General features: G+C 54.4%; 14 protein-coding genes. 7 read left to right on the plus strand and 7 right to left on the minus strand.

Annotation, left to right across the window (positions count from 1 at the left end):
- Window positions 1-67: 67 nt before the first annotated feature.
- The 3 genes from AC07UI_RS02985 to AC07UI_RS02995 form a co-directional block, all read right to left on the minus strand.
- Window positions 68-2296 carry a hypothetical protein gene (locus AC07UI_RS02985; RefSeq protein WP_494991056.1) on the minus strand — a complete coding sequence of 743 codons (2229 nt, stop codon included), beginning with the start codon at window positions 2294-2296 and terminating at the stop codon, window positions 68-70.
- A gap of 294 nt (window positions 2297-2590) precedes the next feature.
- The gene (locus AC07UI_RS02990; RefSeq protein WP_494991057.1) at window positions 2591-2779 is read right to left on the minus strand and encodes a hypothetical protein; all 189 of its coding nucleotides are present in this window, start codon (window positions 2777-2779) and stop codon (window positions 2591-2593) included.
- 158 nt (window positions 2780-2937) lie between these two features.
- The gene (locus tag AC07UI_RS02995; protein ID WP_494991058.1) at window positions 2938-4239 is read right to left on the minus strand and encodes a hypothetical protein; all 1302 of its coding nucleotides are present in this window, start codon (window positions 4237-4239) and stop codon (window positions 2938-2940) included.
- 527 nt (window positions 4240-4766) lie between these two features.
- Between AC07UI_RS02995 and AC07UI_RS03000 the strand changes: the two genes are divergently transcribed.
- The 3 genes from AC07UI_RS03000 (at window position 4767) to AC07UI_RS03010 (ending at window position 9307) form a co-directional block, all read left to right on the plus strand.
- Window positions 4767-5231, plus strand: coding sequence for a hypothetical protein (locus AC07UI_RS03000; RefSeq protein WP_494991059.1), 465 nt, complete (start codon window positions 4767-4769; stop codon window positions 5229-5231).
- A 293-nt stretch (window positions 5232-5524) separates the two neighbouring features.
- Window positions 5525-7771 (plus strand): McrB family protein, encoded by a 2247-nt coding sequence (locus tag AC07UI_RS03005; protein WP_494991060.1) that lies wholly within the window; start codon window positions 5525-5527, stop codon window positions 7769-7771.
- 12 nt (window positions 7772-7783) lie between these two features.
- Window positions 7784-9307, plus strand: a complete 1524-nt coding sequence (locus AC07UI_RS03010) for a DUF2357 domain-containing protein (protein ID WP_494991061.1) — start codon at window positions 7784-7786, stop codon at window positions 9305-9307.
- Between the two features lie 494 nt (window positions 9308-9801).
- Here AC07UI_RS03010 and AC07UI_RS03015 read toward each other — a convergent pair whose 3' ends face one another.
- From AC07UI_RS03015 to AC07UI_RS03025, 3 genes are all read right to left on the minus strand, one after another.
- On the minus strand, window positions 9802-10215 hold the full coding sequence (locus AC07UI_RS03015; RefSeq protein ID WP_494991062.1) for a hypothetical protein: 414 nt from the start codon (window positions 10213-10215) through the stop codon (window positions 9802-9804).
- 150 nt (window positions 10216-10365) lie between these two features.
- Window positions 10366-12141, minus strand: a complete 1776-nt coding sequence (locus AC07UI_RS03020) for a hypothetical protein (RefSeq protein WP_494991063.1) — start codon at window positions 12139-12141, stop codon at window positions 10366-10368.
- Window positions 12142-12159: 18 nt separating this feature from the next.
- A complete protein-coding gene (locus AC07UI_RS03025; protein ID WP_494991064.1) occupies window positions 12160-15282 on the minus strand; it encodes an SNF2-related protein in 3123 nt (1040 codons plus the stop codon).
- Between the two features lie 543 nt (window positions 15283-15825).
- Here AC07UI_RS03025 and AC07UI_RS03030 point away from each other — a divergent pair.
- Window positions 15826-17334, plus strand: a complete 1509-nt coding sequence (locus tag AC07UI_RS03030) for an Hsp70 family protein (protein WP_494991065.1) — start codon at window positions 15826-15828, stop codon at window positions 17332-17334.
- A 524-nt stretch (window positions 17335-17858) separates the two neighbouring features.
- On the opposite strand, the gene AC07UI_RS03035 is transcribed toward AC07UI_RS03030, so the two are convergent.
- Window positions 17859-18578: a response regulator transcription factor gene (locus tag AC07UI_RS03035; RefSeq protein WP_494991066.1), complete on the minus strand. Its 720-nt coding sequence runs from the start codon at window positions 18576-18578 to the stop codon at window positions 17859-17861.
- Between the two features lie 169 nt (window positions 18579-18747).
- Here AC07UI_RS03035 and AC07UI_RS03040 point away from each other — a divergent pair, with 169 nt between their 5' ends.
- From AC07UI_RS03040 to AC07UI_RS03050, 3 genes are all read left to right on the plus strand, one after another.
- Complete coding sequence (locus AC07UI_RS03040) at window positions 18748-19080, plus strand: hypothetical protein (protein ID WP_494991067.1); 333 nt, start codon at window positions 18748-18750, stop codon at window positions 19078-19080.
- A gap of 493 nt (window positions 19081-19573) precedes the next feature.
- The gene (locus AC07UI_RS03045; RefSeq protein ID WP_494991182.1) at window positions 19574-20509 is read left to right on the plus strand and encodes a FecR family protein; all 936 of its coding nucleotides are present in this window, start codon (window positions 19574-19576) and stop codon (window positions 20507-20509) included.
- A gap of 18 nt (window positions 20510-20527) precedes the next feature.
- Complete coding sequence (locus AC07UI_RS03050) at window positions 20528-22834, plus strand: CHASE2 domain-containing protein (RefSeq protein ID WP_494991068.1); 2307 nt, start codon at window positions 20528-20530, stop codon at window positions 22832-22834.
- Window positions 22835-23099: the final 265 nt, after the last annotated feature.

Consider the following 23099-nt stretch of genomic DNA (forward strand, 5'->3'; position numbering starts at 1 on the left):
TTTGGCTGACCCAGCAACCTGGTACATGGGTAAGTCTGAGGGGCTTCATGGGCTAATCCTTTATCCGTTACGGTTCAATGTTTGGCAAGGTTAGGTCGATACTCTGTGCGTGCAAGGCAGATGTGAGCGATGCCGCTGACAACTGTGATGGAGCTTCATCAGCGTCATCGTCAATAGTCTCATCTTCAGCCTCAATCTCTTCAGGAATATCTGTGTCCTCAGGCTGAGGTTTCTTAGTCCGCTTTTCGGCATTAAGCGGTGGTTTTTCTACTACAAGTGGCTTGTCACTCAAATAGCAACCAGGCTCCTGCGGATGTTTGGTTTTAAATACGCCGTAGGCCCGAAGGATCTCGTTTTTTTCGATTTCCAGCACATCGCATAGCCCCAAATCGCTGTATTCCTCAGCAGGTAGCTCGTGAGGATCGCAGAAGTCAAAGGGCTGATTGGCAGGTAAGCAGCCTTCCAAATTGGCAAACCTGAACCACAGATACCGAGCAAATGCTTTAAATGCACGGCGCAAGACAGTGTTCTCGTACCAAGAAGCAAATAGACTTTCTAGGAAAACCTCTATTTCTTCCACCTGTGGCAGTGATTCAAAAGAGCGGACGATCAGCAAGGCTGTCGGCCATGACAAAACGTAGTAGGACAGGCTACTACTACCGTTTTTATCAAAAGCGATCCAGTAGATATCATTCTCAGACCAGATCACTTTGATATGAGCAGCCAAGATCAGCTCTTGAGGGGCGAGTCCTTTTTCGATTTCTCTCTCAAGTGCGAGACGAGTCTGTCCCCAGCCACTCATCACAAAAATCTGTTGAACCAGAGAGAGTGTGCTGAGCGGCCAGTTGGCCTTTCCGATCAACTCAGCGGCTTTCTGGAGCGCACGGTCTTCGCGGGAGAGTTTGTCAGCGAGCCAATCATTTGACTCGGCAGTTACAGCCTCCTCGCCGTCAAAGACTTCATCCGGGTCAAAGGCATAAGCCGCATAGTCATCATCAAGATCACGGAAGTCATCTAGATCAGTGCGGGTTTCTTCTTCGAGGCCTGCCCCAAGTTCGATAATGGTCAGATCATACAAGTCATGATCGAGGTCGAGGTCATCTTCAAGGGCTTCAAGCCCCAAGTTCAGCTGGGGCGAAGTAGGGATGTCTAGCTCCAGATCGGTTAATGCGAGGTCTTCACCATCCTCATCCTCATCGTTCTCATCGGATATCTCATCTTGATTTGGAGACGTGGGAGCAGAAGCCTTCGTGACTAGCGATGGTATGACATGTGAGGGAGGGCCATCAGAATCCAATGGTTCTGGAGTGTCCAATCTTGTTGGCTGAATAGAGGTTAATGAGCGCCCTGATTTGTTGAATACCTTGACCTTGGTTAATCCCTCTCCAGCCTCTGTCTCTTTCCTCGGATGGGTGAGTTTGAGAATGTTTTTTATGGGGGCGGACGGAGCGATCTCGTCCTCAGCCGCGTGCTCTTCGGTGGAGTCGTCTGTAGCTGCTGAAGCCATATCAGGTGCATCACCGGCTTCAGGTTTACCGAGGCACATTGGAGCTTCAGAAGGCGTTGATTCTGATTGGCCTTCCCACCAGCCGTCAGTTTTCAACGAGGGGTATTGAGATGCCGTGTGCTGAATGAAGTTGAGCGAATCATCGGCTGTTTCGGTCAACGCCTTGTTGATCGGGGGGGGTGGGCTTTCTAAGGTCGTTAGGCGTTCAGCTGAGTCGTTGAGGAAAGCCAGGTCACTGGCTGTCGGAAGATCATCCGTCGTCTCTTCAGGCGCTATTTCGACAAAGGCCTGTTGTTGGCGTCTCAGCAATAGAGCGCGCTGCATGGCTTTGGCCCCATCTATGGGGCGGCGTTGTAGCATGTAAACGCGACTTAGCAGGTTTAGATAGTCAGGCTCTTCAAACGTATCAATTGCTTCCAGGAGGAGCGACTCGGCAGCTTGTAACTTGCCAGACGCGACCAGGCCGTTGACGTCTTTGAGGAGCAGCTCTTTGCTGCGTTGCTTGCTCTTGATCGAGAGCGTTTGCTGTGCGCGATGTTTTTTAAAACGAAGGATCAGTTCAAGCCTGCGCTGAATATCTTCCGCAGCCTGATGGTTTTTTAGGAACTCGCTGAGGAGTGTTCTGGCTGTGGCGTGCTGCCCCTGAGCAATCAGAAGTGAAATGGCTTGGAGCAGGCCTTCTGAGGAATGGCCTTTCAAGCTCGAGCGGATCTTCGTCTCCAGCTCCATAGGATCCGATGCAGCATAACTCCACAGTTCGTCGAACAGCGATTCCCAATCCATTTCCATACCGACTCCGTGACGACACTGCCCTGGCCGTGCGCAAGATCGTGGCGCGGTAGGAGAGAGCACAGCCCTATAGGTCTTTAGCCTGTGTCGTCCGTCACATTATCCAGACCGACCTTGTGGGTAAAGGCAAACAGCCATTAGGACGTTAAATTCTTATCTGTCTGCCTGCGGTTGCTAATTGCCGGATTGGCATTTCTCATCGGCACTTAGCCAGACTAGGAGTCTGACCATAACGTCCATTACGCGAATCGGTGCCCCAGGTACAGGTCAGTTACCTGGTTAATGCGGCTTTCATTAAAGTTCGACTGTCATCACCTTGATGCCCACCCCTTCGCAGAACCGACCTACGGCGGTTAGTGAGCGCCACACCCGCACCGGTAGCCACTTGGCGCCGAGGCGCAGTTCCAGCCGCCAGGCTTCCCCGTCCCGCAGCACCCGAAATTCCCGCGCCGCGCCGGTCTCCTGTTCGATGGCTGTGCGCATACGCCGCCCCTCCACTTGCCCGTCATGCCACGCCCAACCCTTCTGGTATAGCGCAATCGCGGAACCTGGCGACCAGAATGGTCATTTAGTTTCACCAGGCTGTGGATAACGGTGGGGGCTGATTTAACGTAACTGCCAATTACGCGCAGCGCGTGGCTCTAGTGGAGGCTCATCCGCGATTCTAGAAAGCGGCCGCTTGCTGGGAATCGATCTTCGAAGTTGCCGCGAATCATCTCCAGTTCCTCGGCGGTGGCAACGACGTTGTTCCAGGCTGGTAGAAAGCTGAGGCCCATAACCAGTGCTCGGTGCTTCAAACGTTTATACAGCGGTAGCTTTCCCAAATAGGCCGCCAATAGCAGGGCCTCCCTGAGAATGTTCTTTTGCGTCTCGCCAGAGCGATACAGTGCCAAGTCGGCGGCTCGTTCGTAATGGAAAAGCGCTGTTTCCAATTGGCCCGCGAGCACGTGCCAGCGACCTTCTAGGAATTCTAGGAAGTAGGCACTGACAGGCTCTGGTTCTTGAAGCGATATCTGGTGGCGGAACTGATCTAGGCCGTAACGCGTCCGGGCCTGGTCGCCTAAGGCTTTGGAGGTTGTACGTTTCAACTGGTCGTCGAGCAGAAGCCCGCTTTTTACCAGTTTGCTTTTGTGCGCAGAGGCTTGAACATTCAGCGCCGCGAGCTTATTCCCGATATCGTCGGGTGGCACATTGCCCAGTACCTCGCGCAGGATACTGTCACGCAGCTTTAGGTGGGCGGAGGCTGCTTCATCGAATACCACCAAGACCCTGGCGATGATCAGCCACTCCGTGAAGGCCGTGACCAGTCGATCTCGCAGGGGGAACACTCCCAGAAGTGTCCTTTGCAGCAGGCCGATGCGCTGAAGGGTGGGCAACTGCTGGCCATGGCGCCAACGCTGCATCAGTTCACGCCCGTTCTTGTTCTCATCAAGGGCGTTTGGGTACAGCAGGTGCCCGAGCTGATTGGTTTCAACACCAAGCTCCTGTTCCAGCCAGGTGAAGGTAACCGCCACAGGGTGTTGCTGATCGTTCAACAACGCCGCGATGGGCGGGCTAGGAACGGCCTCCTGCATTCGCAGCAAGAAAGACGCTGCGAATGGTGCGAACAGAAGGCTAATGAGGGCTGGGAGGCTTTGCTTGCGGGTGAGAGCGTCCAGCTGAACGGTTTTAATCAGCGCCACGTAACCGTGGTGAAAGGTCTTCGCGGAACTCATCACGAAGTCAGTGAAGTTTTCGTTGCTCTTGGCGAGCAGTGGCGTCTCTATCAGCTCCTCACGCAGTTGCGCCAGTAATTGCCAGTCAAAGTCCCCTTCCCTGGCCAACCGGTCTACCTGGCGGTTGCTGGCTTTGGTATCAAGCGCCTTAGCCAGGAGGCGGTAGCATTCGCCTAGGCGCGGGTAAGGCGGGAGCGGGTCAATATCAGTAGCAGTCTTCGGCATCATTGAGTAACTCCGTTCGTCCTAATGGCATATCCGCATCCTTGCGTTAACCGTCCTGATTAATGACTACGCTTTCGGCCCTTGGCCGCGATTGCCACCGGATTTGACACCAGGCACCTTGCTGGGCCAGTTGCCACCGGGGAATGGGGTGGGGCATGCCGGACGCGAGCGGCCCTTGGGGCCGTTATTTGACGATGGGCTGGAGCTCGGCTTCACCATGTGTTGGCTCGTGAGGGATGGTTGTTTGTGCATGTTGGGTCTCCATAGGAACGTAGCCCAGATGGCTACACTGCTAAAGGTACGGAGATGCCTCATAAAGTGCCCGCGCGCGGTTGGTCAGTTTTCCTGTGCGGGGTTGCGGTGATGTGCAAAACGGAACCGGTTATCCTCCCCTCATGTGGGACAGTGGCGTAGCCCGTAAAAACAGCTGTGAAACAGAGAAACCCAATCCGCTTCTGATAAGTTAACGCAGCACCGATGGAGTCCGGTGTAGGAGTGAACCTGATACCTGCCCATTAACTGGAAAGGCTATGGCAAAAGTCCAACAAGATAAGTTCCCAAAAAAACGAGGCCGACCTCGTCTAGAGAGGCTCCACGCTCGATACGAAATACAGATCACAAGCTGGGATTTCAGCTGGTCGTTTTACCTATCGGGGCCTAAAGACCGGTGGCAAGGGAGAAGCCACTTTAAAGAGATGGCGACCTTGACGTTGACGGGCCGTGTTATTGAGCCTGAGGGGTTTAAATATCCAGAAGCCCACCTGCGTCTAGTGGCAGATCCATGGCTGGATAGCTTAGTCGAGCAACCGGCGGCGATCGGCTCGATCCACATCAATGACAAACAGTTCACGGGATACGTGCCAATCCCCAGCAGCCAAATGCCAGTGTTGGTGAGCTCGGCGAATCGATTGTTATTTGTCGAACTCAATGGAACACCATTGCGGTATCGCAAGGCTTTGATCAACGAGCTCCACTTGAATACAGCCCCTGACTAACCCTTCACACGCGACGCCGCTCCACCAAATCCAAGCCGATCCATCGTGATGCCGATTTAGACCTGCATGGGCACTCATTTTTCTTGGGGGGGTACTGGCATGCGCTCCACGAATTTACGTTTCCTTTCCTATATATACACGAGCACCCTGGGCGGCCGGTTGAGGGTGTAGTGGTCAGCTAATCCCGGACAACCTACTGACTGAACCGGCTCGGCACACCAGTGCCCAGAAAGAGCCCCTTTCCCTTATAGCCACTTTGCTATCATCGCCAGCAAACCACAGAGGTAGAGCGTGTGAAGATCGATAGCGATGCCGTATTGAACACCCACCTTCAAGCCATCCTCGTAGGCTCTGCGCAATCCGAGCACAACCTGCGATGGGCTTCGGCTCTGGGAAGGTTTCTCGAAGAAGTGAAGGGCGCCATACCGAATCGCCTAGTCAGTCGAGACTTTCTCCTGCACCTGTGGAATTCCGAGGCGATATCGTCCACCGGTAACGGGCATGTGAACATCGAGCCGGCATTGGACGACCCTGATTTTGTGCAGTGGTTCGCCACACGGTTTGCCCAGCCCTTGCCGACCGACCCGGTCGAAGCAAAAAATTACCTAATCAACCTTTACGACGAACTTTCCCGGCGTATGCGAGCACTGTGCACGCGCAATGCCTGGCTCAAACTGAATCGTGTGATGTGCGCGTTTTTCCCAGAGCAGTTCACCACCATTGGCGATAAAGGGCGGCTCTACGTATTGCACCGGGCGCTGGGCGGTGACATACACGACCACCACGTTCAGAAGCACCTCGCGATAAGGGCCCGAATCGATTTGGTGCTTGGGCCGGCAGAGCCCGGTGAGGCGTCCGTCCGCCGTCTCTGCCTACCCTGGCTACTGTATGAGAGGCTCGATACAACCAATGCCAGCGATACCGCAGAGCCCGTTGAGCCCACTGAGCTGGGCTTGACGCCATTGCCTGCGGTTCTACGTCGCAAGGGGCTTACCGCGCTAGGCGGTGGCTTCGCGACAGTGCTCGGAATGCTTGATGACCTGAACCAAGGTGTGACCCGAGAGGAGTTTGCCGATCTACTGCGGCAAGTCAAACCCGACCTCCGCGATAATAGCGTTTCAACGATGATAAACGTCATTGCCCGAGAGTTGGATATTTGCAAACGCGAGGACGGCATCTACGGGTTAAACGCACGGGGCTTGAACCTGCTCGAGTCCCAAGATCCCGATGAACTGGCTGACCACCTGCTTACCCGCGTCTTGGGAGTCGACCATGTAATCACACAGCTAAAAACCGATCCTTGCTCTAAGTCGCACCTGGTCGTGATGCTGCAGGCGATTAATCCTGGCTGGACAAAGGCGGATGTGCCAACCGCTATCCTTAGTTGGCTTAGAAACCTGGGCGTCATTGAACCGAACAGTGGAAGAATGTTGCAGTTGACCGAACGCGGCCGACGCTGGGGTGAAATGATCGCCTGGGAGCCCCAGAGCCTACCTCAAAACACAATCAGCGTGATTGAGCCGGTTGACCCTGCCGAGCTGAACAACCTCGTTCTCCCCAACTTGCAAGACATCGTCACCCGCCTCGGCGCTCGCGTGGGTCAGCAGATGGCCTTTGATGCTCAGCTGATTCGGCAGTTGCACGCAGGACTCTGGTCCAATCCGCGGCGACATTTCGCGGTGTTGACCGGCATCTCCGGCTCAGGCAAAACACAGTTGGCGCTCAATTACGCCCATGCACTGTGCGGCAGTACGTCGGATCAGGCCCCCAATATTCAGGTGATTCCAGTGCAACCAGGCTGGTACGATCCGAGTGCGTTGCTGGGCTATGTCAGTCCACTCAGCGATAGCACTTACCGCAGCGCACCCTTTCTCGAGGTGCTGCTGCAGGCAGCCGGATCACCGCAAACCCCCTACATAGTGATCCTCGACGAAATGAACCTGTCGCATCCCGAACAATACCTGGCCCCTATACTGTCGGCTATGGAAACCGGGTGCTATCTGGACCTTCATCAGCTTGGCAATGACACCGTGCACGTCCCCGAGACTCTTCGTTACCCGGCCAACTTGGCCATCATAGGCACGGTGAACATGGATGAGACGACCCACGGTCTGTCCGACAAGGTCCTCGACCGAGCATACACTCTGGAATTCTGGAAGATCGACGTCGATGCCTTCCCCGGTTGGCAGACCACAACCCTGCCAGCCGATCTGCGTGGCCAAGTGCGCGAAGCGATCCTGGGTCTTGTGAAAGCGCTGGAACCGGTTCGACTGCATTTCGGCTGGCGCACCATCAGTGATGTACTTGGCTACCTAGCATTTCATCATAACGCCGGGCTGCCGACACAAAACGCGCTTGACGATGTGGTCTACGCCAAGGTTCTTCCAAAAATTCGCGGCGAAGCGACGACAAAATTCCAAACAGCCCTCGGGGCTGTACACGACTGCCTGAAAACTCACGGTCTTGAGCGTTGCGCCGAGAAAATCGCTAGCATGAAGGAAGACCTGCTGTTGACCGGTTCTACACGGTTCTGGCGCTAAGGAAGCCCTGCTATGCTGCGAATTCGCTCTCGCTGCGACGAAGCGTGGGTCACTGTCACCGCTGGCGATCGCGAGTCGGGGTTCAATGAAAACGTTGAATACCAGCTAGTTATCGAGCCGGGTTCGCGCTTGATCGTGGACGACATCGAACTCCATTCCAGGGCTGGCCTATTCACCTGGCAACCAGGCTTCTATGCCGGCCTCGTCAACGTCGAGGTGATCGATGCACGGGGTGAAGTCAGTGCCTGCCAATTGCAGGTCGATGTCAATCAAGGAAAGTCCACCTCAATCGCATTTGCCGAGATGATCGCGACGATTCGCGCCTTCGATCCTGCCCTGCTGTTAGGCACCTCAGAGGCAACCTTGGATTTCGGCAACGAACAACAAACCTCCACACTGGCCGATGCCATACTGCTGGCGCGTGTGCGTCACTATGGGCAAGCGTTTCTCGACGCAGTCGAGTCTATCCTTAGAGCGCCACATCAATCGCTTCTGGCCCATCGGCAGCATCTACCGCTGTCCAGGGTCCGCCGATTACACCACTCCGCTTTGCGCGACCGTCAGCTAGCTGCAGCGCTCAACGGTACCGGGGTCGAATCGCCAGAAGATGTCCTGATCCAAACCATCAGCTCGACGTCGAGTTGCGACACACCGGCCAACCGTACTCTACTCGCCCTGTTGAAACGCTTCAGAGCCAGGGCAATGTATCTCCGGGCTAAGGTTAGCGCTCAAGCGCTGGGGGGGCCTAAAGACGAACAGGCCAAGCGCAGCCCACGCCGTGTTGAGGTGCTGGATCATCTAATATCACAGACCCTGCTGATGGCCCAAGGCCAGACTCTTCGTCAGGTCTCGGGTCATGGCCCAAGCGCCAGCGGACTGACCCAGATCGCCGCTCTCCCAGGCTATCAAAGGGCATATCGAATGGGCTGTGCCGCATTGATGACCGGCATAGAGGGCAGCAACCCTCTCGACCAGCTGCACAGCAACTTTTCCTGGGGGATCTACGAAACTTGGTGCTATGTGCAAGTGCTTGCGATTGTGCCGCGGCTGCTCGAAAACTGTACTCCGATTGCCCACAGTTCCGCGGTCGGCGCGCAACTGTCGTACCGTTTTTCATTACCGAATTCGCGCTCGATCGATGTACTCTTCCAGGCACGGTTTCCCTCCGAGCAGGTGGAGACAAACCCGCTCGCCCGCAGTATTTCCCGTGAACGCTACCCTGACATTCTGCTGATGGACAGTGTCGGGCTGGGTAAGCGCAGTATGGTGCTGGACGCTAAATGGCGCAGCGGTCGGAAGAATGTGCTCGAGGCCATGGAATCCGCGCATATCTACCATGATAGCCTTCGCCTTGGGGGTACCGCGCCGACTCCCTGCCTGCTGCTATTGCCTGGGGATACATGCGTCCCTTCGCTTGAAACCGACGAATTTATCGAGCAGCACGGCGTCGGTTCCATCAGTGGGTTTTCGGTGCAAGGCGCTGGGCTCGAACGACTGGAACGAAGGATTGAGCAGTGGTTGAATTTGGGGGGATGATTGCCAAAGCACATTAGACTGGAGACTGTTGTCGCTGAAGCCTATTTGACCCACTTGCCGAAGCAAGACTGACCCATCTCCAATCGGCAAATCCAGTAAAGGCAATGATTCGCAAGGAATCAGGCGGGGTCAGTAAAGTCTCGGCAAATGGGTCAATTTGGCATCGGCGCCAATACTGAGATCGCCAAATGTGCCAATCTAGCGATGTCTAGCAAAATTCGCTATACATCGCTATACATCGCTAGATTTTGCTATGCACTCCTTTATTGTTGCTGATGCGGTAGTGCCTGTTGTCGCTGACGCGATTTTGATCAGGCCTGCTAATTTTGACTGACCCATACCCTGCCTCTGAGATCACCCGCAAGGCCATCATTTGTTGAGAATTCGGGTGGGTGATGAATTCCGGCGACTTGGGTCAAAATCGCATCAGCGCCAACAGTCGTAGGTACTGCTGCGTTGAGACTGAGAAGAAGCCTCCCTCCTGACTTGGTCAGCTATAAGCTCGCAGTATGCTTAAACAGTTTTGCCAATCGGTTTTCCAACTTGTAATGGTTTGCTGGCTGGACATCGAAGCGGAATATCCCTTCCTTTCGCCATTGTGCAATGCCCCCTTGGGGGTGAGGTAGCAGCTGCCAGGATGGTTTGACCTTTGTCCAAGTCATGGTGATTTTTTCACCATCTATGCTTTCAACGCGACCTGCCCCGCGAACCGTCCCTTCATTGGTGTTTTTGTTGAAGGTAGCCAGCAGCACATAGTGGCCGATCCTGAGATCATTCCGAATGGTCCGGATATCGTGGTTCTTAGCCTGAGGCCATTGCGCCAGGTCGGGAAACGGCAAATCATCTGAAGCTACGATTGCGTCCAGGAAATGCTCTGCGTAAGAAAATTTCCAAAATATGGTCTGCATCAGCCACCTCAGTACGAAAAACACTTTTTCTCTGTGAAGATCCTTATACGTGAACACACTTTCAGCAAGGATAGACATCCTGGTCGAAACGGAATTTCACTCCGTCAGTGCAAGGCGTCAGCGAAGGATATGCGGGAGAATTGCAGATACCTACTTCTCGATGTAGTTATCGCGCCATGCGTCCGAACTCGTCACCGGAATTACGGGTTTCGGAACTGCCTTCAGAACTTTCCCGAGATTCAAAAAGCTCAGACCATACGCCACTGACAAACGATCAAAATCGGCAATAGGAAGGCCCGGAGCCATCAGGTCATTTGGCTTCGTTAACTGTCTGATTTTAACCCTCATCCATTCGTACATACTTGGATGGTTATTAAGGGAGTATCGTAGCTGCTCGTAGAACGGGAGACGACTGCCTCCGCCGCACAGATAAACCGGAAGGTCAGTCAAATCAATACGAGAAAGACGTCCCTGTGAAGTCTCCCAATAGGTTTCATGAGCAACCTGTTTAAAGACTTTTTTATAAAACAGTCTGTCGGCGTGCTGAGCCGGCGTGGTAAATATCAAGCTGATTGCTGAAAAATAATCTTCTAGCTTTTCGGGTAGACCCGTTTGGGTATCGCTGACTAACCCGGCTTCCGAGATGGCCTCCAGCAACTCCACACGATCAGGGCATCGATCCTGAATAGCCGTACTCCACCAATTCAGCCTATGCCTGTGCAAATTCACTACCCCAAGCGGCTCAACCGTTGCAGTAAAAAAAATAAAATCCCATTTGCCGCCGCTCCCACGTTTAACCTGAAATAGCGAGGTGTCCACCGTGCCGGCTCCTACATCAACCATCATGAAGTTGTTGGCAGCCTTGGGATCAAATTGTTCAGAAGCAACATAGCCGTAAATTTGCGCCGCGATTTCTGGAATTACCGATATCTCGACGTCTTCTTGTTCGGTCGGGGCCTCGCCATGCCGTAGGTGAGACGCACGTCTTAACGCAGTTGTCGCTAATTGTTGAGTGATCACCTCAGCATCGTTACCTGCCAATATCCATGCTGCCCATCCTAATTGCTCAAATAGATCCGCTTGCTCAGGCTCCAAGTGATTGGCGGTTGGTAGGCCAATAGCCATACTCCAAATAATATTGTTGGATCGATAGACCGCTTCGTGTTGGGTAAATAACCAGGCCCGGGCTCGCCGAATGGCTAGGGCAAGGAAAGCCACCACATGAAGCCGATTGTCATCCGCCTCGGGGTGAGCAAGTAACGCCAGTTTGAGGTCGGCAAACACGAGGCCTTCGGGCGTCAGCGAAAACGTGTCTGCCGAGCGATATAGTCGGCATGGTAGTAGAAAACCAGATAAACCTTCGGCGCTGCGAAATGGCACTGCAAAAGCTTTACCCGATCGCCCAATCGCCGGATCACCAAATACAACTTTGACACTGGAGGTTCCGAAATCCAGCCCAAGTACTAACTCACGGTCGATTTTGGATTGAGCAGGTTGATCTGTTGTTGCTTGTACCTGTTGTCCCGTCAAATCGAACACTAGCAACGGTGGGGCTTCATCATCACTCTGGAGCTGCCAGCTTGGTTGCGCTTGGGAAGGGAAAATCAGGTCATAGTGTCCATCTACGGGATTGGCTTTGGTCGGGGAAGCGGCTTTTCCGTGGACACCGTTACGGTAAACACTAAGATCAAGTGGAGGGGGTTCCTGCCGGGGGGGATGTTCAAGAGGCCAAGCCTTGGCCTGTTTAGCGGCTGTGGGGGTTACATGCGTTTTTTGCGGATTAGCTTTCGGGTTTTGCTTCTCCTGTGGATGACTTTTATCCACAGGTTGAGCCACGAGTGGTTTAGACGGTTGAGGTTGAGTCGATATCTCCCGCCTAGCCAAGGCATAGGCTTCTTTGAGTTGGTCGGCCAATGTTTTGCGCATCGATCGCTCCCTTGATCGTCAGATCAATCGTATAACACCACCGCTTACAAAGTTTTGCTCAGGACGGTCGCCGCTCTTCAGTTCAAGCTCGGCAATACGTTCATCAATTCGATTAGTCAGCTTCTTTAACTTACCCTCAACCGCCGGAATCAGGCGTAAGCGACGTACGTCTCCCGATGCGATGTAGGTTTGAATTGTCCGTGTGAGGCGCTCGGCCTGCTTATCAAGATGTGAGCGCAGAGCCTTTGTCATCATCTTTAAACGGTCACGATCTTCACGGCCTTGAGCCCCTTGAAAGTCATCGAAGCTTGACTCCAACCGTTCAAGGCATTCATCGAAACGCCCCGCAGCTACTGACGTATCTAGCTCATTGCTTACCCCAAGCCACTGGCTACCGCAAAGTGCCGCTGTATTGACGAGGTGCTCAGCCTGTTCTCCATCAATGAAGTAATCTCCACCTATAGGGCGTGCTACGTATTCCAAGCGCTCAACAACTCGAGTTCCTGAAACGGTCCAACGGTAGACTCCGAACACATAAGTACCAGGCTCACCCCCCTGAATCTGGAGGGCCGGCAAATCTATGGCCGAAACAGGAAATTTCGCCAGGCTACGTCCTGATTTACTTAATCGCTCTGTCACAAAGCGAATCAAAGGGTGATCTTGAGTCACTCGTTCGAACGCATGGGAGAGGTTGCCTTGGCAGTTTTCGAATAGAAGCGGCTTGGGGCGTGAGCCCACCAGCAGAGTACGGCCCTGCAAATGCTGTGACTCAATGAACGCTGCAAACTCCACTTTCGCCTGAAGCGAAAGCTCAACCTCATACTCCATCGGTTCACGGTCGGTGGGTCTGAAATGTGAGCCTGGGTAATGTTCACTGAAGAAGTCCTGAGAATAGCTCAGCAAATCCTCACCTCGAATGTAGCGGCCTAACTCACGGGCTGCCCGGACTTTATTCTGGATGAAGTCGCTGTGAGCAATCAGCTGGGTAGCTTCGGCCTCAAGCTGTTCCTGCTGTCGATTGGTATTTTCGATTGCCAGTCTCGCTTGGTTGATGCGCCGTATCTCTTCCTCAGGAGACAACTTATGAGTGAGCAAATACTGCGTCAGCTCTGTAATCGGTTCCCCAAGTATCCCCTCCATGCTGCCTAGCGCATGCGTGAAAATCTGGAGGCGATCCAGCAACCGATCATAAACACGCTCGTCGATGGTATTGGCATACATGAAATTCCAAATAAATATCCGCTCGGCTTCTTGGCCGATACGGTCGATACGGCCAATGCGCTGTTCGATGCGCATAGGGTTCCAAGGCAAGTCGTAGTTGATGACTAGGCTGGAGAACTGCAAATCCACCCCCTCCGACGCAACCTCGGAAGACAGCAGAATACTGGGCCCTTCGACACTCTGAAATCGCGTCAAAGCTGCGCCCTTGTCCATGCCGCCTCGGACCAGGACAGAGTCATAGCCATTCTCACGCAATCGCTCGGCCAAATAAGTCAATGTCTGCCGATAGAAGGCAAACAACACCACTTTCTTGCCTGGGTTCTCAGCCCAATACTGGCGAAGATTTTTTAGCAGTTCGGCATACTTATTGTCGTTGCGCTTGAGTGTTTCATAGTCACCGACCTTTTGAGCAATATCCACTAGTGCAACGAGCAGCGAGCCCATAGAGTCCGGCCTGGCGGGCTCATCGTCCGGCAATTCGCCCTGCAAGTCATAGAGCAGTTCATTAAGTTCATCCTGTTCGATCAAAGCGTGTTTTTGCTGCCATGCACGACAAGCGGCCGCCATGCAGCTAGCCATCTGCCGCTGGGGAATGGTCAGCATGAAGCCTGTCGATACTGATTGCCTGCTGCAATACTCACGAATGGCCTCGGTCACCTGTTCATAAAACACTGCCTCGCTATCACTCAAACGAGCCTTAATCGCGTTCGAAACTCGAAGTACATGCCGCTCTTGCACATCACGTTTGAGTGTCCGGGTCACGACTTTGCTGAGTGGGTTGATCCGGTCGAGCTGGTCGGCCAGTTCCGCCCGCCCTTTCGGATCGGTCAGATGCTTCTTGCCGGGGGGATGATCGAGTAGGTATTGAAGCTGTTCGTTGTCTTCCAGAAATCGGGCATCGAGTGCTTCCTTCAATCCCTCGACAAATTCTGCTCGAGTAACCGGTCCTGCCAAGATGCGATCACGCAATTGCACGATTGGTGCATTGGCCTCCAGGCTGTAGCGAAAGCTTTCCTCATACGGAAAAGCATCCTCGTCAATCAATCGCAGGAGGTTGAAAAGGTCACTACTGCGCAGTTGGATGGGGGTCGCGGACAGCATCACCAGGCTAGATGTGACAGGGCGCAGTAACTGCCCTAGTAGATTGGTCTGTGTACCCCGGTTGCGTAGGTAGTGAGCTTCATCGACGATGACCATATCCAGCAGCGGCTCATCGAGTTCAGCCTCCTCTAGGAATCGAGCTAACTTAGCGCCAGCGCTTTGGGTAGGATTCTCGCTATCGTCATAACCCCTGGGAGGGCGCAGCCCTTGCATACTGGCAATCAGTGCAAAGCCGTCCTGGGGGCGCTCTCTGACAGCTTGGAGCTTTTTCAGCAGCTCTTTTGCATCAGCCATTTCTGCTTGGACGCCAAAGCGGTTTGCCAACTCAGCCTGCCATTTATCACGCAGCATTGCAGGACAGACGACCAGCAAGCGTTTGGCGTCCAGGCGGGCGCGTAGCTCTGTCCAGATCAAACCAGCCTCGATGGTTTTACCTAGACCCACCTCATCGGCGATCAAGATACCGTTGCAAGGGGAGTCGAGGAACTGTAATACCGGCTTGAATTGGTAAGCCAAGAACTGGGTGTTAGTCGTGTTGAGGCTATAGATAAGGTTGGCGAGTTTGCCGCTCAATCGATGGAACGTGATGGTTGTACGCAGGTCCTCTTCATCACTGAAGCGTCCTTGCTTGATACAGTCGTAAGGGCGCATCGGCGTGTTCTCGACTTTCTCCAGGGTCGAAGGCAAAACGAAGTCTTCCATACCGTCAAGATAGGTAATTAACACTCGCCGCCGATGCGCTGGGCCGTCGGCTTGGTTGCCCAGAATGCCAACCCTCGCTGGGTTGGCAATCAGTCGAACCTTGTCTCCAGCCTGCATCAGATCTGCCCTCTTATGGCTTCTTCACCCGGCATTTACACTCAGCGGGTGGCCAACGAATTAGTCCATAACACGCGTATGGCGATACGCTCGTGTCGTTCACACTGGTAAAGCTCAGTAGAAACCATAGCGGAAAAAATCAGTCAGCCTGCATAGGTTTACCGCGCGCCGCCTTGAAGGCGTACACCCGCCGGACCTCCCTCTTAATTTTTCACCCGTTGTTGAGCACCCTATGGGCGTTGTTTGCAGATAGGTACCCAGCCTAGATACAGGCATCAACTGGTGAACTGGAGATGGCCATTTTGCCTGCGGGTGCTAATGAGGGTAAGCGTCCGGCAAACACGCCCTTCTGACACCATCGCCCTAAGCGATGGCGTCAGGAAGGCGTGTTTGCCGGACGCTTACTGATTTTTTGAGGGAAGCGGCTTTCAAAAAATCACACCTGGTCACTCAGGGTTTTGCTCAGGCACCTAAAGACCTGACTACTCTTAGGCTGGCAAGAGGACTTTGCCGGAGGCTTACCCTCCAAGGTAGGAACCGCACATGAAGATCGGCATTGATTTCGGAACCAGTTACTCCAGCGCTGGAGCTTTTCGCAACGGCCGCATCGAACACATCATGTTCGATGGGCAGCCGCAATTCAGGACGTCGGTATTCTTTCCCGACCGTGCAATCGATATTTCCGGCTTCGAACTCACGTCGCTCCACGAACAAGAAATCAGCGACGGAATTCGCTCTGCCAAATCGTCTTATGCTAAGCGGCTTACTAAATACAGCGAGGATATCGCAGCGATAGAGATGCGCATTCGAGTCGCAGCTCGCAACAACAAACCGATGACCGAAGAGGAAAAAGCAGAACGCAGGACCATTATCGCGAAACCGTATCTGAGTAGCGATCAGGACCTTCGTGAAACTGCCATCAATGCAATCAAGCGTCGCTGGCTTAGCGATGAGATTGCAAAGGCCAAAGAGGCTGACATTCACCTTGATACCGCGATCTTTGGCGAGGAAGCCATTGATGCCCTGTTCATCTACGAGTCCGGTCGGTTGGTCCAATCGCCAAAATCGATGCTGGGCTTTCGCCTCGAGATGGCCCAGCGCGGCTATATCACCGGGATCGTGACCCGCATCCTTAAGCACATCCGGGAACAGGCCAGCTTACAACTCGGGAAAGAGGTAACGCAGGCGACTCTGGGTAGGCCGGTGAAATTTCGCAGCTCGATAGGTCCAGACGGAGAGTTGCAGGCTATTGCCATACTGACCGAAGCCGCCGTTGCTGCTGGCTTCGAAAAAGTCGATTTTCTACATGAGCCTTCCGCGGCTGCCGTGGCTTACCACACCAGTTCGGCCACTGCTCACCATGCGTTGATCATCGATATCGGGGGTGGAACCACCGACATCGCATTGGCTGAAGTCGGCACAGGGGACGCGCAGCCTCATATTCTGTGCACTTGGGGTGAACCGAAGGGCGGCATTGATGTTGACCTCGGCCTCTCGCTCCGCTCGGTGATGCCTTTGTTCGGCAAGGGAGTATGCCCCGAGTTGTTGGCACCGGTGTTTATGGATGCCGCGTCAGTGAGTGATCTTAATCGTCAGAAGTCCTTCCGGGACCGCCGCTTCACTCATACCCCACTTCCGTACGCTTCCCGATTGGCGGAGTTGCAGAAGCCGGGCATCCCCGTGCGCCTGAACCGTGACGTGGAGAAGCTGAAGATCGAACTGAGCGAAACTGCACATAGCGCACGTTCGCTGAATTACATCGAGCCTAACTTAGTGGCGCAAGCGACCGCTACCCACTTGGCATCAGCAGCCGAGAGTTTCATGCGCACTTTCCAGCAGCTTCTTGCGCAAGTCAGCGCGGAGATTCAGAAATACACCCCAGTGTTGTTTTTGACCGGCGGAATGTCCCGAGCGCCCTACGTGATTGAAGCTGTAAAGCAAGCCTTCCCGCGATGCGACATAGCCCCAAGTGAAGCATCTCTGGGAGTCGTCGATGGATTGTCGGTGTACGCATCATTGACCCAGGATGTTCGGCATCGTAAACCTGGCTGAACATCCCCTACCTCTAAATGACCAGCCTGTAGGTATGTCGGGGGGGGGGGGGGGGCAGTCTGACCTGCACCGGCTTCGGGATGCCTTTTCAATTCTTTCAGAGCGATGGTGTCAATATGCCATCACTGTCAGTGTGGGAAAAGATGTAAGCAGAAGATTACTCGGATGAGCGCTAGGAAGGGGCTATGGGGTTGGCATAGCCTGAGCCACTCAGCTCTTCCAGCGGGGGAGGCGAGCGAAACGACATTTAATTGGTTCAAAAAACTGCAATGCGACACTACTCCGCCTGCATGTTCCACGTGGAACCAACTATTGTGTGAGGCGAGTAGGATTTTCTCATTTATTTTGTGAATCCTAACCGGCTTGCTCACAAAAAAGATGATTTTCCGCCAATGTTTGCTGGGGCTCAGAATCATCTATTTTGTGACCCTACATCAGGTGTGATCTGCTGAAATAAAAAAAGCCAACGCTCAGCGTTGGCTTTTTTTATGTGTTGAGTTGATGTCACTGAAGAAGCTTGCGCCCTACTCGCTCGCGGGAGGGACGCTTTCAAGTCGATAGCCGTACCCGTAAATGGTCAGCAGCTGCCAGCCTCGATCAGCGGTCAGGCCTAGCTTGTTTCGCAATCGATAGATATGCGTATCCAGAGGACGAGAAGACACCATCTCTTCATGGGTCCAGAAACGCTCGTAGAGATATTCCCGGGATAACGGGCGGCCCAGGTTGGCAAACAGGCAGCGTGCCAGGCGGTATTCGCGCTCGGTAAAACTGATGGGCTTACCGGCACGGGTGACGGTCAATTCAGCATCGTCGAATTCGAGATCATTGAAGCTCTGCACTTCGTTAGCCGTTGAACGTTGCAGGCCATGCCGGCGCAATACAGCCGACACCCGCGCCTTGAGCTCGTTGGGTCGGAACGGCTTGCTGACGTAATCGTCGGCTCCCGCATTCAGTGCCTGAACGATGTCGCTCTCCGCGTCGCGGCTAGTGAGCATGATCGCAGCTGGTGGCGCTTCCATGTGTTCGCGAGTCCAGCGCAGCAGTGACAAACCACTGAGGTCGGGCAGTTGCCAGTCGAGGATCAACAGATCGAATGTTTCTCGTCGTAACTGACGCAGCAAATCTTCGCCTCGTTCAAAGCTGTGCAACGTCCAGGGTTGTTCTCTCGTGGCCGGGATCTGTCGCAGTGTCTGTTCCACCCGCCGTAGCTCGGCGGGCTCGTCATCCAATATTGCGACACGCATGCAGGGTAGTTCCTTCATCTCGGAGAGTGCGATTGCTTTTTGAAACGTCCTACGGCGCTGAGTTTAGGCTGATAGTTCGAATCTGAACAATTATGGGGGATTTGCTCGAGCATCCTTACGGCTCGGTACGCTGATGTCAATTAGCCGGTAGCTGACAGGAGCACTGTTATTGCCAGTGTTTTTTCCGCAGAACGATATCGCAACCCTCAAGGAAAAGGACATGGGGAACAACATGCTTCGTATAGGTCGAAAACAGATCGCGAAGGTTGTAAATGGCAGGGATTTAACCAGGCTGACATCGCTGGTTCTCGCTGCATACCTGGGACTCGGGTTGGGAGCCGAGCAGTCCACGACTGTACCTCACGTCAATGAAGTAATAACTGAATGGTATTTCAGCCCCGATGATTCACGAGGATTCGCTCCCGTGAATTATCCACAGGCTGAGTTTAGCCAGACCACACAGCCCATTCTGCGTGAAGAACAACAGCGTTGGGTGTTCTGAACCCGGATTCAGAATTCTGAACAAATATTGCAAACCGACTTTATGCGCCTTGTCAGTAGGTAAATTCCTTATCGCTGAGTGGCACACTGGGGCATAGGAAATGCTCCGACACAGGGAGTGTTTCCGTCGATCTGGCGGGCACCGGATCGCGAGCTTGCTTGGGATCTGCGGTAGGGGGGAAAAATGGAGTGCTTGCTCACGCTGGAAAGCCGGGTCGAACCTTAGATCTGACTGCGACACAGGGATGTGTCATCCCTCGCTCAATCAGCGAGGCTGACACATCTCCCTTATCTCGACTTCTGCAGCCTCACGTGAAGGGCTAGCCTGATTATGGCTATCTGCCACTGAGCCCGGTCAGGTATGGTGTGTAAGGCTGATGAAACAGTTTTCCTGGCCCGACTTCCAGAAGAGCGTGAAAGCAAATCCAATGAAACAAATTACCTCTTTGCAATTTCGACGCCTGGGCTCCTGCCTGTTGCTTCTTGGCGGGTTCATGAGTCTGTTCGTACAGCCCGCGTCGGCAGCCTTTTTCGCCGTCAAACGTTTGCCTTATATCGATGAAAACCAACAGTGTCGTGGTCAGCCACTGCCGGCCACCGTTGAGCACCTGACCGGCGAGGCCTGGAAACTCGATACCAAAGGGAATCAGGTGCCTCTGGAAGAAGGCATGAACATTGACGAACAGGAAGGCGTGAAGACTTCCCCTTCGGCTTTCGTCAGCTTGTCTCTGGGCGATGGATCTCGCGTGGTTCTGCCCTCAAGTTCTCAGGTTACGTTGCACCTGAATGAAGAACGCTCCATTCCACAGGTCATTCTTGAGCAAGGTCAGGTCGAGTCCTATGTGATCAAGCGTGCGAGCGACTACGACCGCTTCCAGATAGTGACCCCGGTCGGCGTGCTAGGGGTGCGAGGCACGCATTTCCGTGTGCGCAATGACGATGGGCTGTCACTGATTGAAGTGCTCAATGGTCAGGTCGCAGTCAATCGGGATGGCAGCGCTATAGATGCTGTAAAAAGAAGCTCGACCAAGCCTCCCGCCAAAAAAACGCTAGCACCTGTCGCTGACGAAGCTCAGGTCATGGCACGGCAAGGTTTGCGAATTCAGAAAGAAGGCAAGCTAACCCCGGTCGACTTGTTACCTGCCCCCCAGCTGATGGGGCAGGCCGGCCAACAGGGTGATACGCCAGTCTGGAAGTTGATCATGAAACCTCTGGAGGGGGCTAAGCGCTATCGAGCCCAGGTCGCGACCGACACCGACTTCTTGAACATTAAGCAGGAACAGTTTTCCAGCACACCCGAAGTTAACTTCAGTGGCCTGAAGGCATTTTTCTACCATGTCCGTCTCTCTGCGTTCGACGAGCACGGGCTGGAAGGAGATACTGGGGTGTATGACATTTTCTATTACCCCCGTACGACTCGTGCCCAATAACGCCTCGGCATTCTGCCGATGAAGGGCTGGCAAGGGGCCGATAGCCGTGAATCGACTCAGGCCCAGCATCTGTTTCGCGGCCTGGTGCGTGAATGGTTGTGGGTCAGTTTGATCCTGCTGCCCTTGACGGCCGTCTTGTCCCTGAGCCACGGTCTGACGCTGAACAATCTTTTGTATGACAGCCTGCGTCGCTTGAGCCCGTTGCCCGTCGACCCGAAAATTCTCATCGTTACCATCGACGACTACAGCCTGCAGCAGCTTGGCCAGTGGCCATGGCCCCGCGACCTGCACGCACAGTTACTGGATCGGCTCAGTGCGGCGAATGCCAAGGGTGTCTTGTTCGACGTCATCTTCAGCGAGCCGGCCAGCGTTCCGGAAAACGACCAACGCCTGGCCCAGGCGCTCTGCCGAGCCGGGAATGTCTTCGTGCCGTTGCTTCGGGAAGGTGTCGCCCGTTACGGGCAATCTCTTGGCGAAATCGAACCGGTACCACCGCTACGCAGCTGCGCCAAGGGTATCGGGCATATCAACGCCGAGGCGGATGCCGATGGCATCGTGCGCAGTGTGTATTTGCGCGAAGGACCTGCGCACAATCCAAGGGCCCAACTGGCCTGGCTTCTCTATGAGTTGACCCAGCCTATCGATAAGCAGATGCCGGGCTCGCCCTCCTCGTTGACGGCTCAGGGTTGGGAGCGAGCCTATAGGATTCTTGTTCCTTTCATCAGTGCCAACGCCGGTTTCCCCAGCGTCCCTTACGTCAGTGTGTTGCGGGGCGAAGTCCCCCCCGAGTTGCTGCGTGATCGCTTGATCCTGATTGGCTCCACCGCCCCGGGTCTGGGAGACCGTTATGTCACGCCGCAGTCGGCGAGTCTCGGAACGACACCCGGCATCGAGATACAGGCCAATATTCTTAATGGCTTGTTGCAAAAGCGCTGCATCGTCCCCTTGGGCGATGGCTTGGCGATTGCGCTGTCGTTGTCCGTCGTTGCGTTTCTGCTTGGCTTGCTGTTGTTACGTCCACGGCATGCGCTTTGGCTGACTCTGGGTTGCATGGGAGGTGCTCTGCTGGCGTCCTGCCTGTTGTTGCGACTGGGCTGGTGGTGGTCACCGGCCGCCAGCCTGCTGGGGTTATTACTGGGTTATCTGATCTGGAACTGGCGTCGCTTGAGCGTTGTGCTGGCCTACTTCGGCTGGGAACTGGCGCGCCTCGACAGTGAGCCCAAGGTGCTCCCGGAACGCCGCCGTACTCAGGCCCCGGCTGGAGATCGGCTGCAGGAGCAGATTGTCGCGCTGGAACAGGCCATGACCCGCACCCGTGACACGCGTCGCTTTATCGCCGACGGGCTGGAGTATCTTCCGGTCGCCACGCTGATCAGCGATCCGCATGGGCAGATCCTGCTGGCAAACCGCAATGCCCGCGCATTGTTCTCCAATAGCCTGGTTGGCGAAAACCTGCTCGATCAACTGGCCAGTCTCGGCTACCCAAGCTTGATCGATGGCGCACGGCCGCCGTTGTCGGCGCTGGAGATTGTCGAGTTCCGCGACACGCAGGAGCGTAGCTTGCGCCTGGACCTGGCTGCGCTGTTACCGGTGGGAGGCGAGATGGCGATTGGCTGGTTGCTCAGCCTCACTGACTTGAGCGTCGAGCGCGATGCCGAGCAGCAACGGGCGGTGCTGTTGCGCTTTCTTTCCCATGACTTGCGTGCACCGCATTCGGCAATCCTGGCCTTACTCGATATACAACGCCACCAAGCGCCTGGCGATTCACAGGTGTTCAACCAGATCGAGCTGCAAGTGCGCAGAGCCTTGAGCCTTACCGAGGCGTTTGTGCAGTTGGCGAAAGCCGAGTCGGAGGCCTATCAATTCGAGCCAAGCATATTCGCGATGCTGATACTGGATGCATTCGATCAGGCCATGACCATCGCCCAGCTAAAGAATGTTCAGCTTGTTCACGATCTGGATGAAGAGGCGGAAGGGATGGTCTCGGCTGACCAATCCCTGCTGACCCGTGCACTGTTCAATCTGCTGGAAAACGCCATCAAATACAGCCCGGCAGGTTCGCGTATCACGGTGCATATGAGTTGCATTGAAGGCTGGTTGAGCTGCGAGATCGCGGATCAGGGCAAAGGTATCGCCGCCGATGAGCTGCCTCGGCTGTTCAGCCAGTACCAACGATTTGCTTCGGCCCAAGGCAGTGATGGTCTGGGGCTGGGGCTTTCAATGGTCAAAGCAGTCGTCGATCGGCATGGCGGAAGGATTTTCTGTGAAAGCATGGTGGGGCAAGGCACCACCTTCAGTCTTCAGCTTCCCCTGCTGGAGGAGTGATATTCAACAGGCAAAGAAAACCGGTCTCAAGGACTAATGCCGGTCAGTTAAGGAATTTTAAGTTCAGCACTGTCCCCCGTAGCAGCTGCCGAAGGCTGCGTCCGGCGGCGAAGCCGTCGCAAATCCTGCTTCCACGATTTGTCTGGAATACCGCAGTGACTGTTTTACGACTGCTGCGCAGCCGGACGCAGGCTTCGCCAGCTGCTACGGTTCGCGTAATGCCTTAACTGACTGGCATTGGTCTCAAGGACCGGTTTTTTTATTG

It is taken from the genome of Pseudomonas sp. GW821-FHT04C07 (assembly GCF_059420325.1).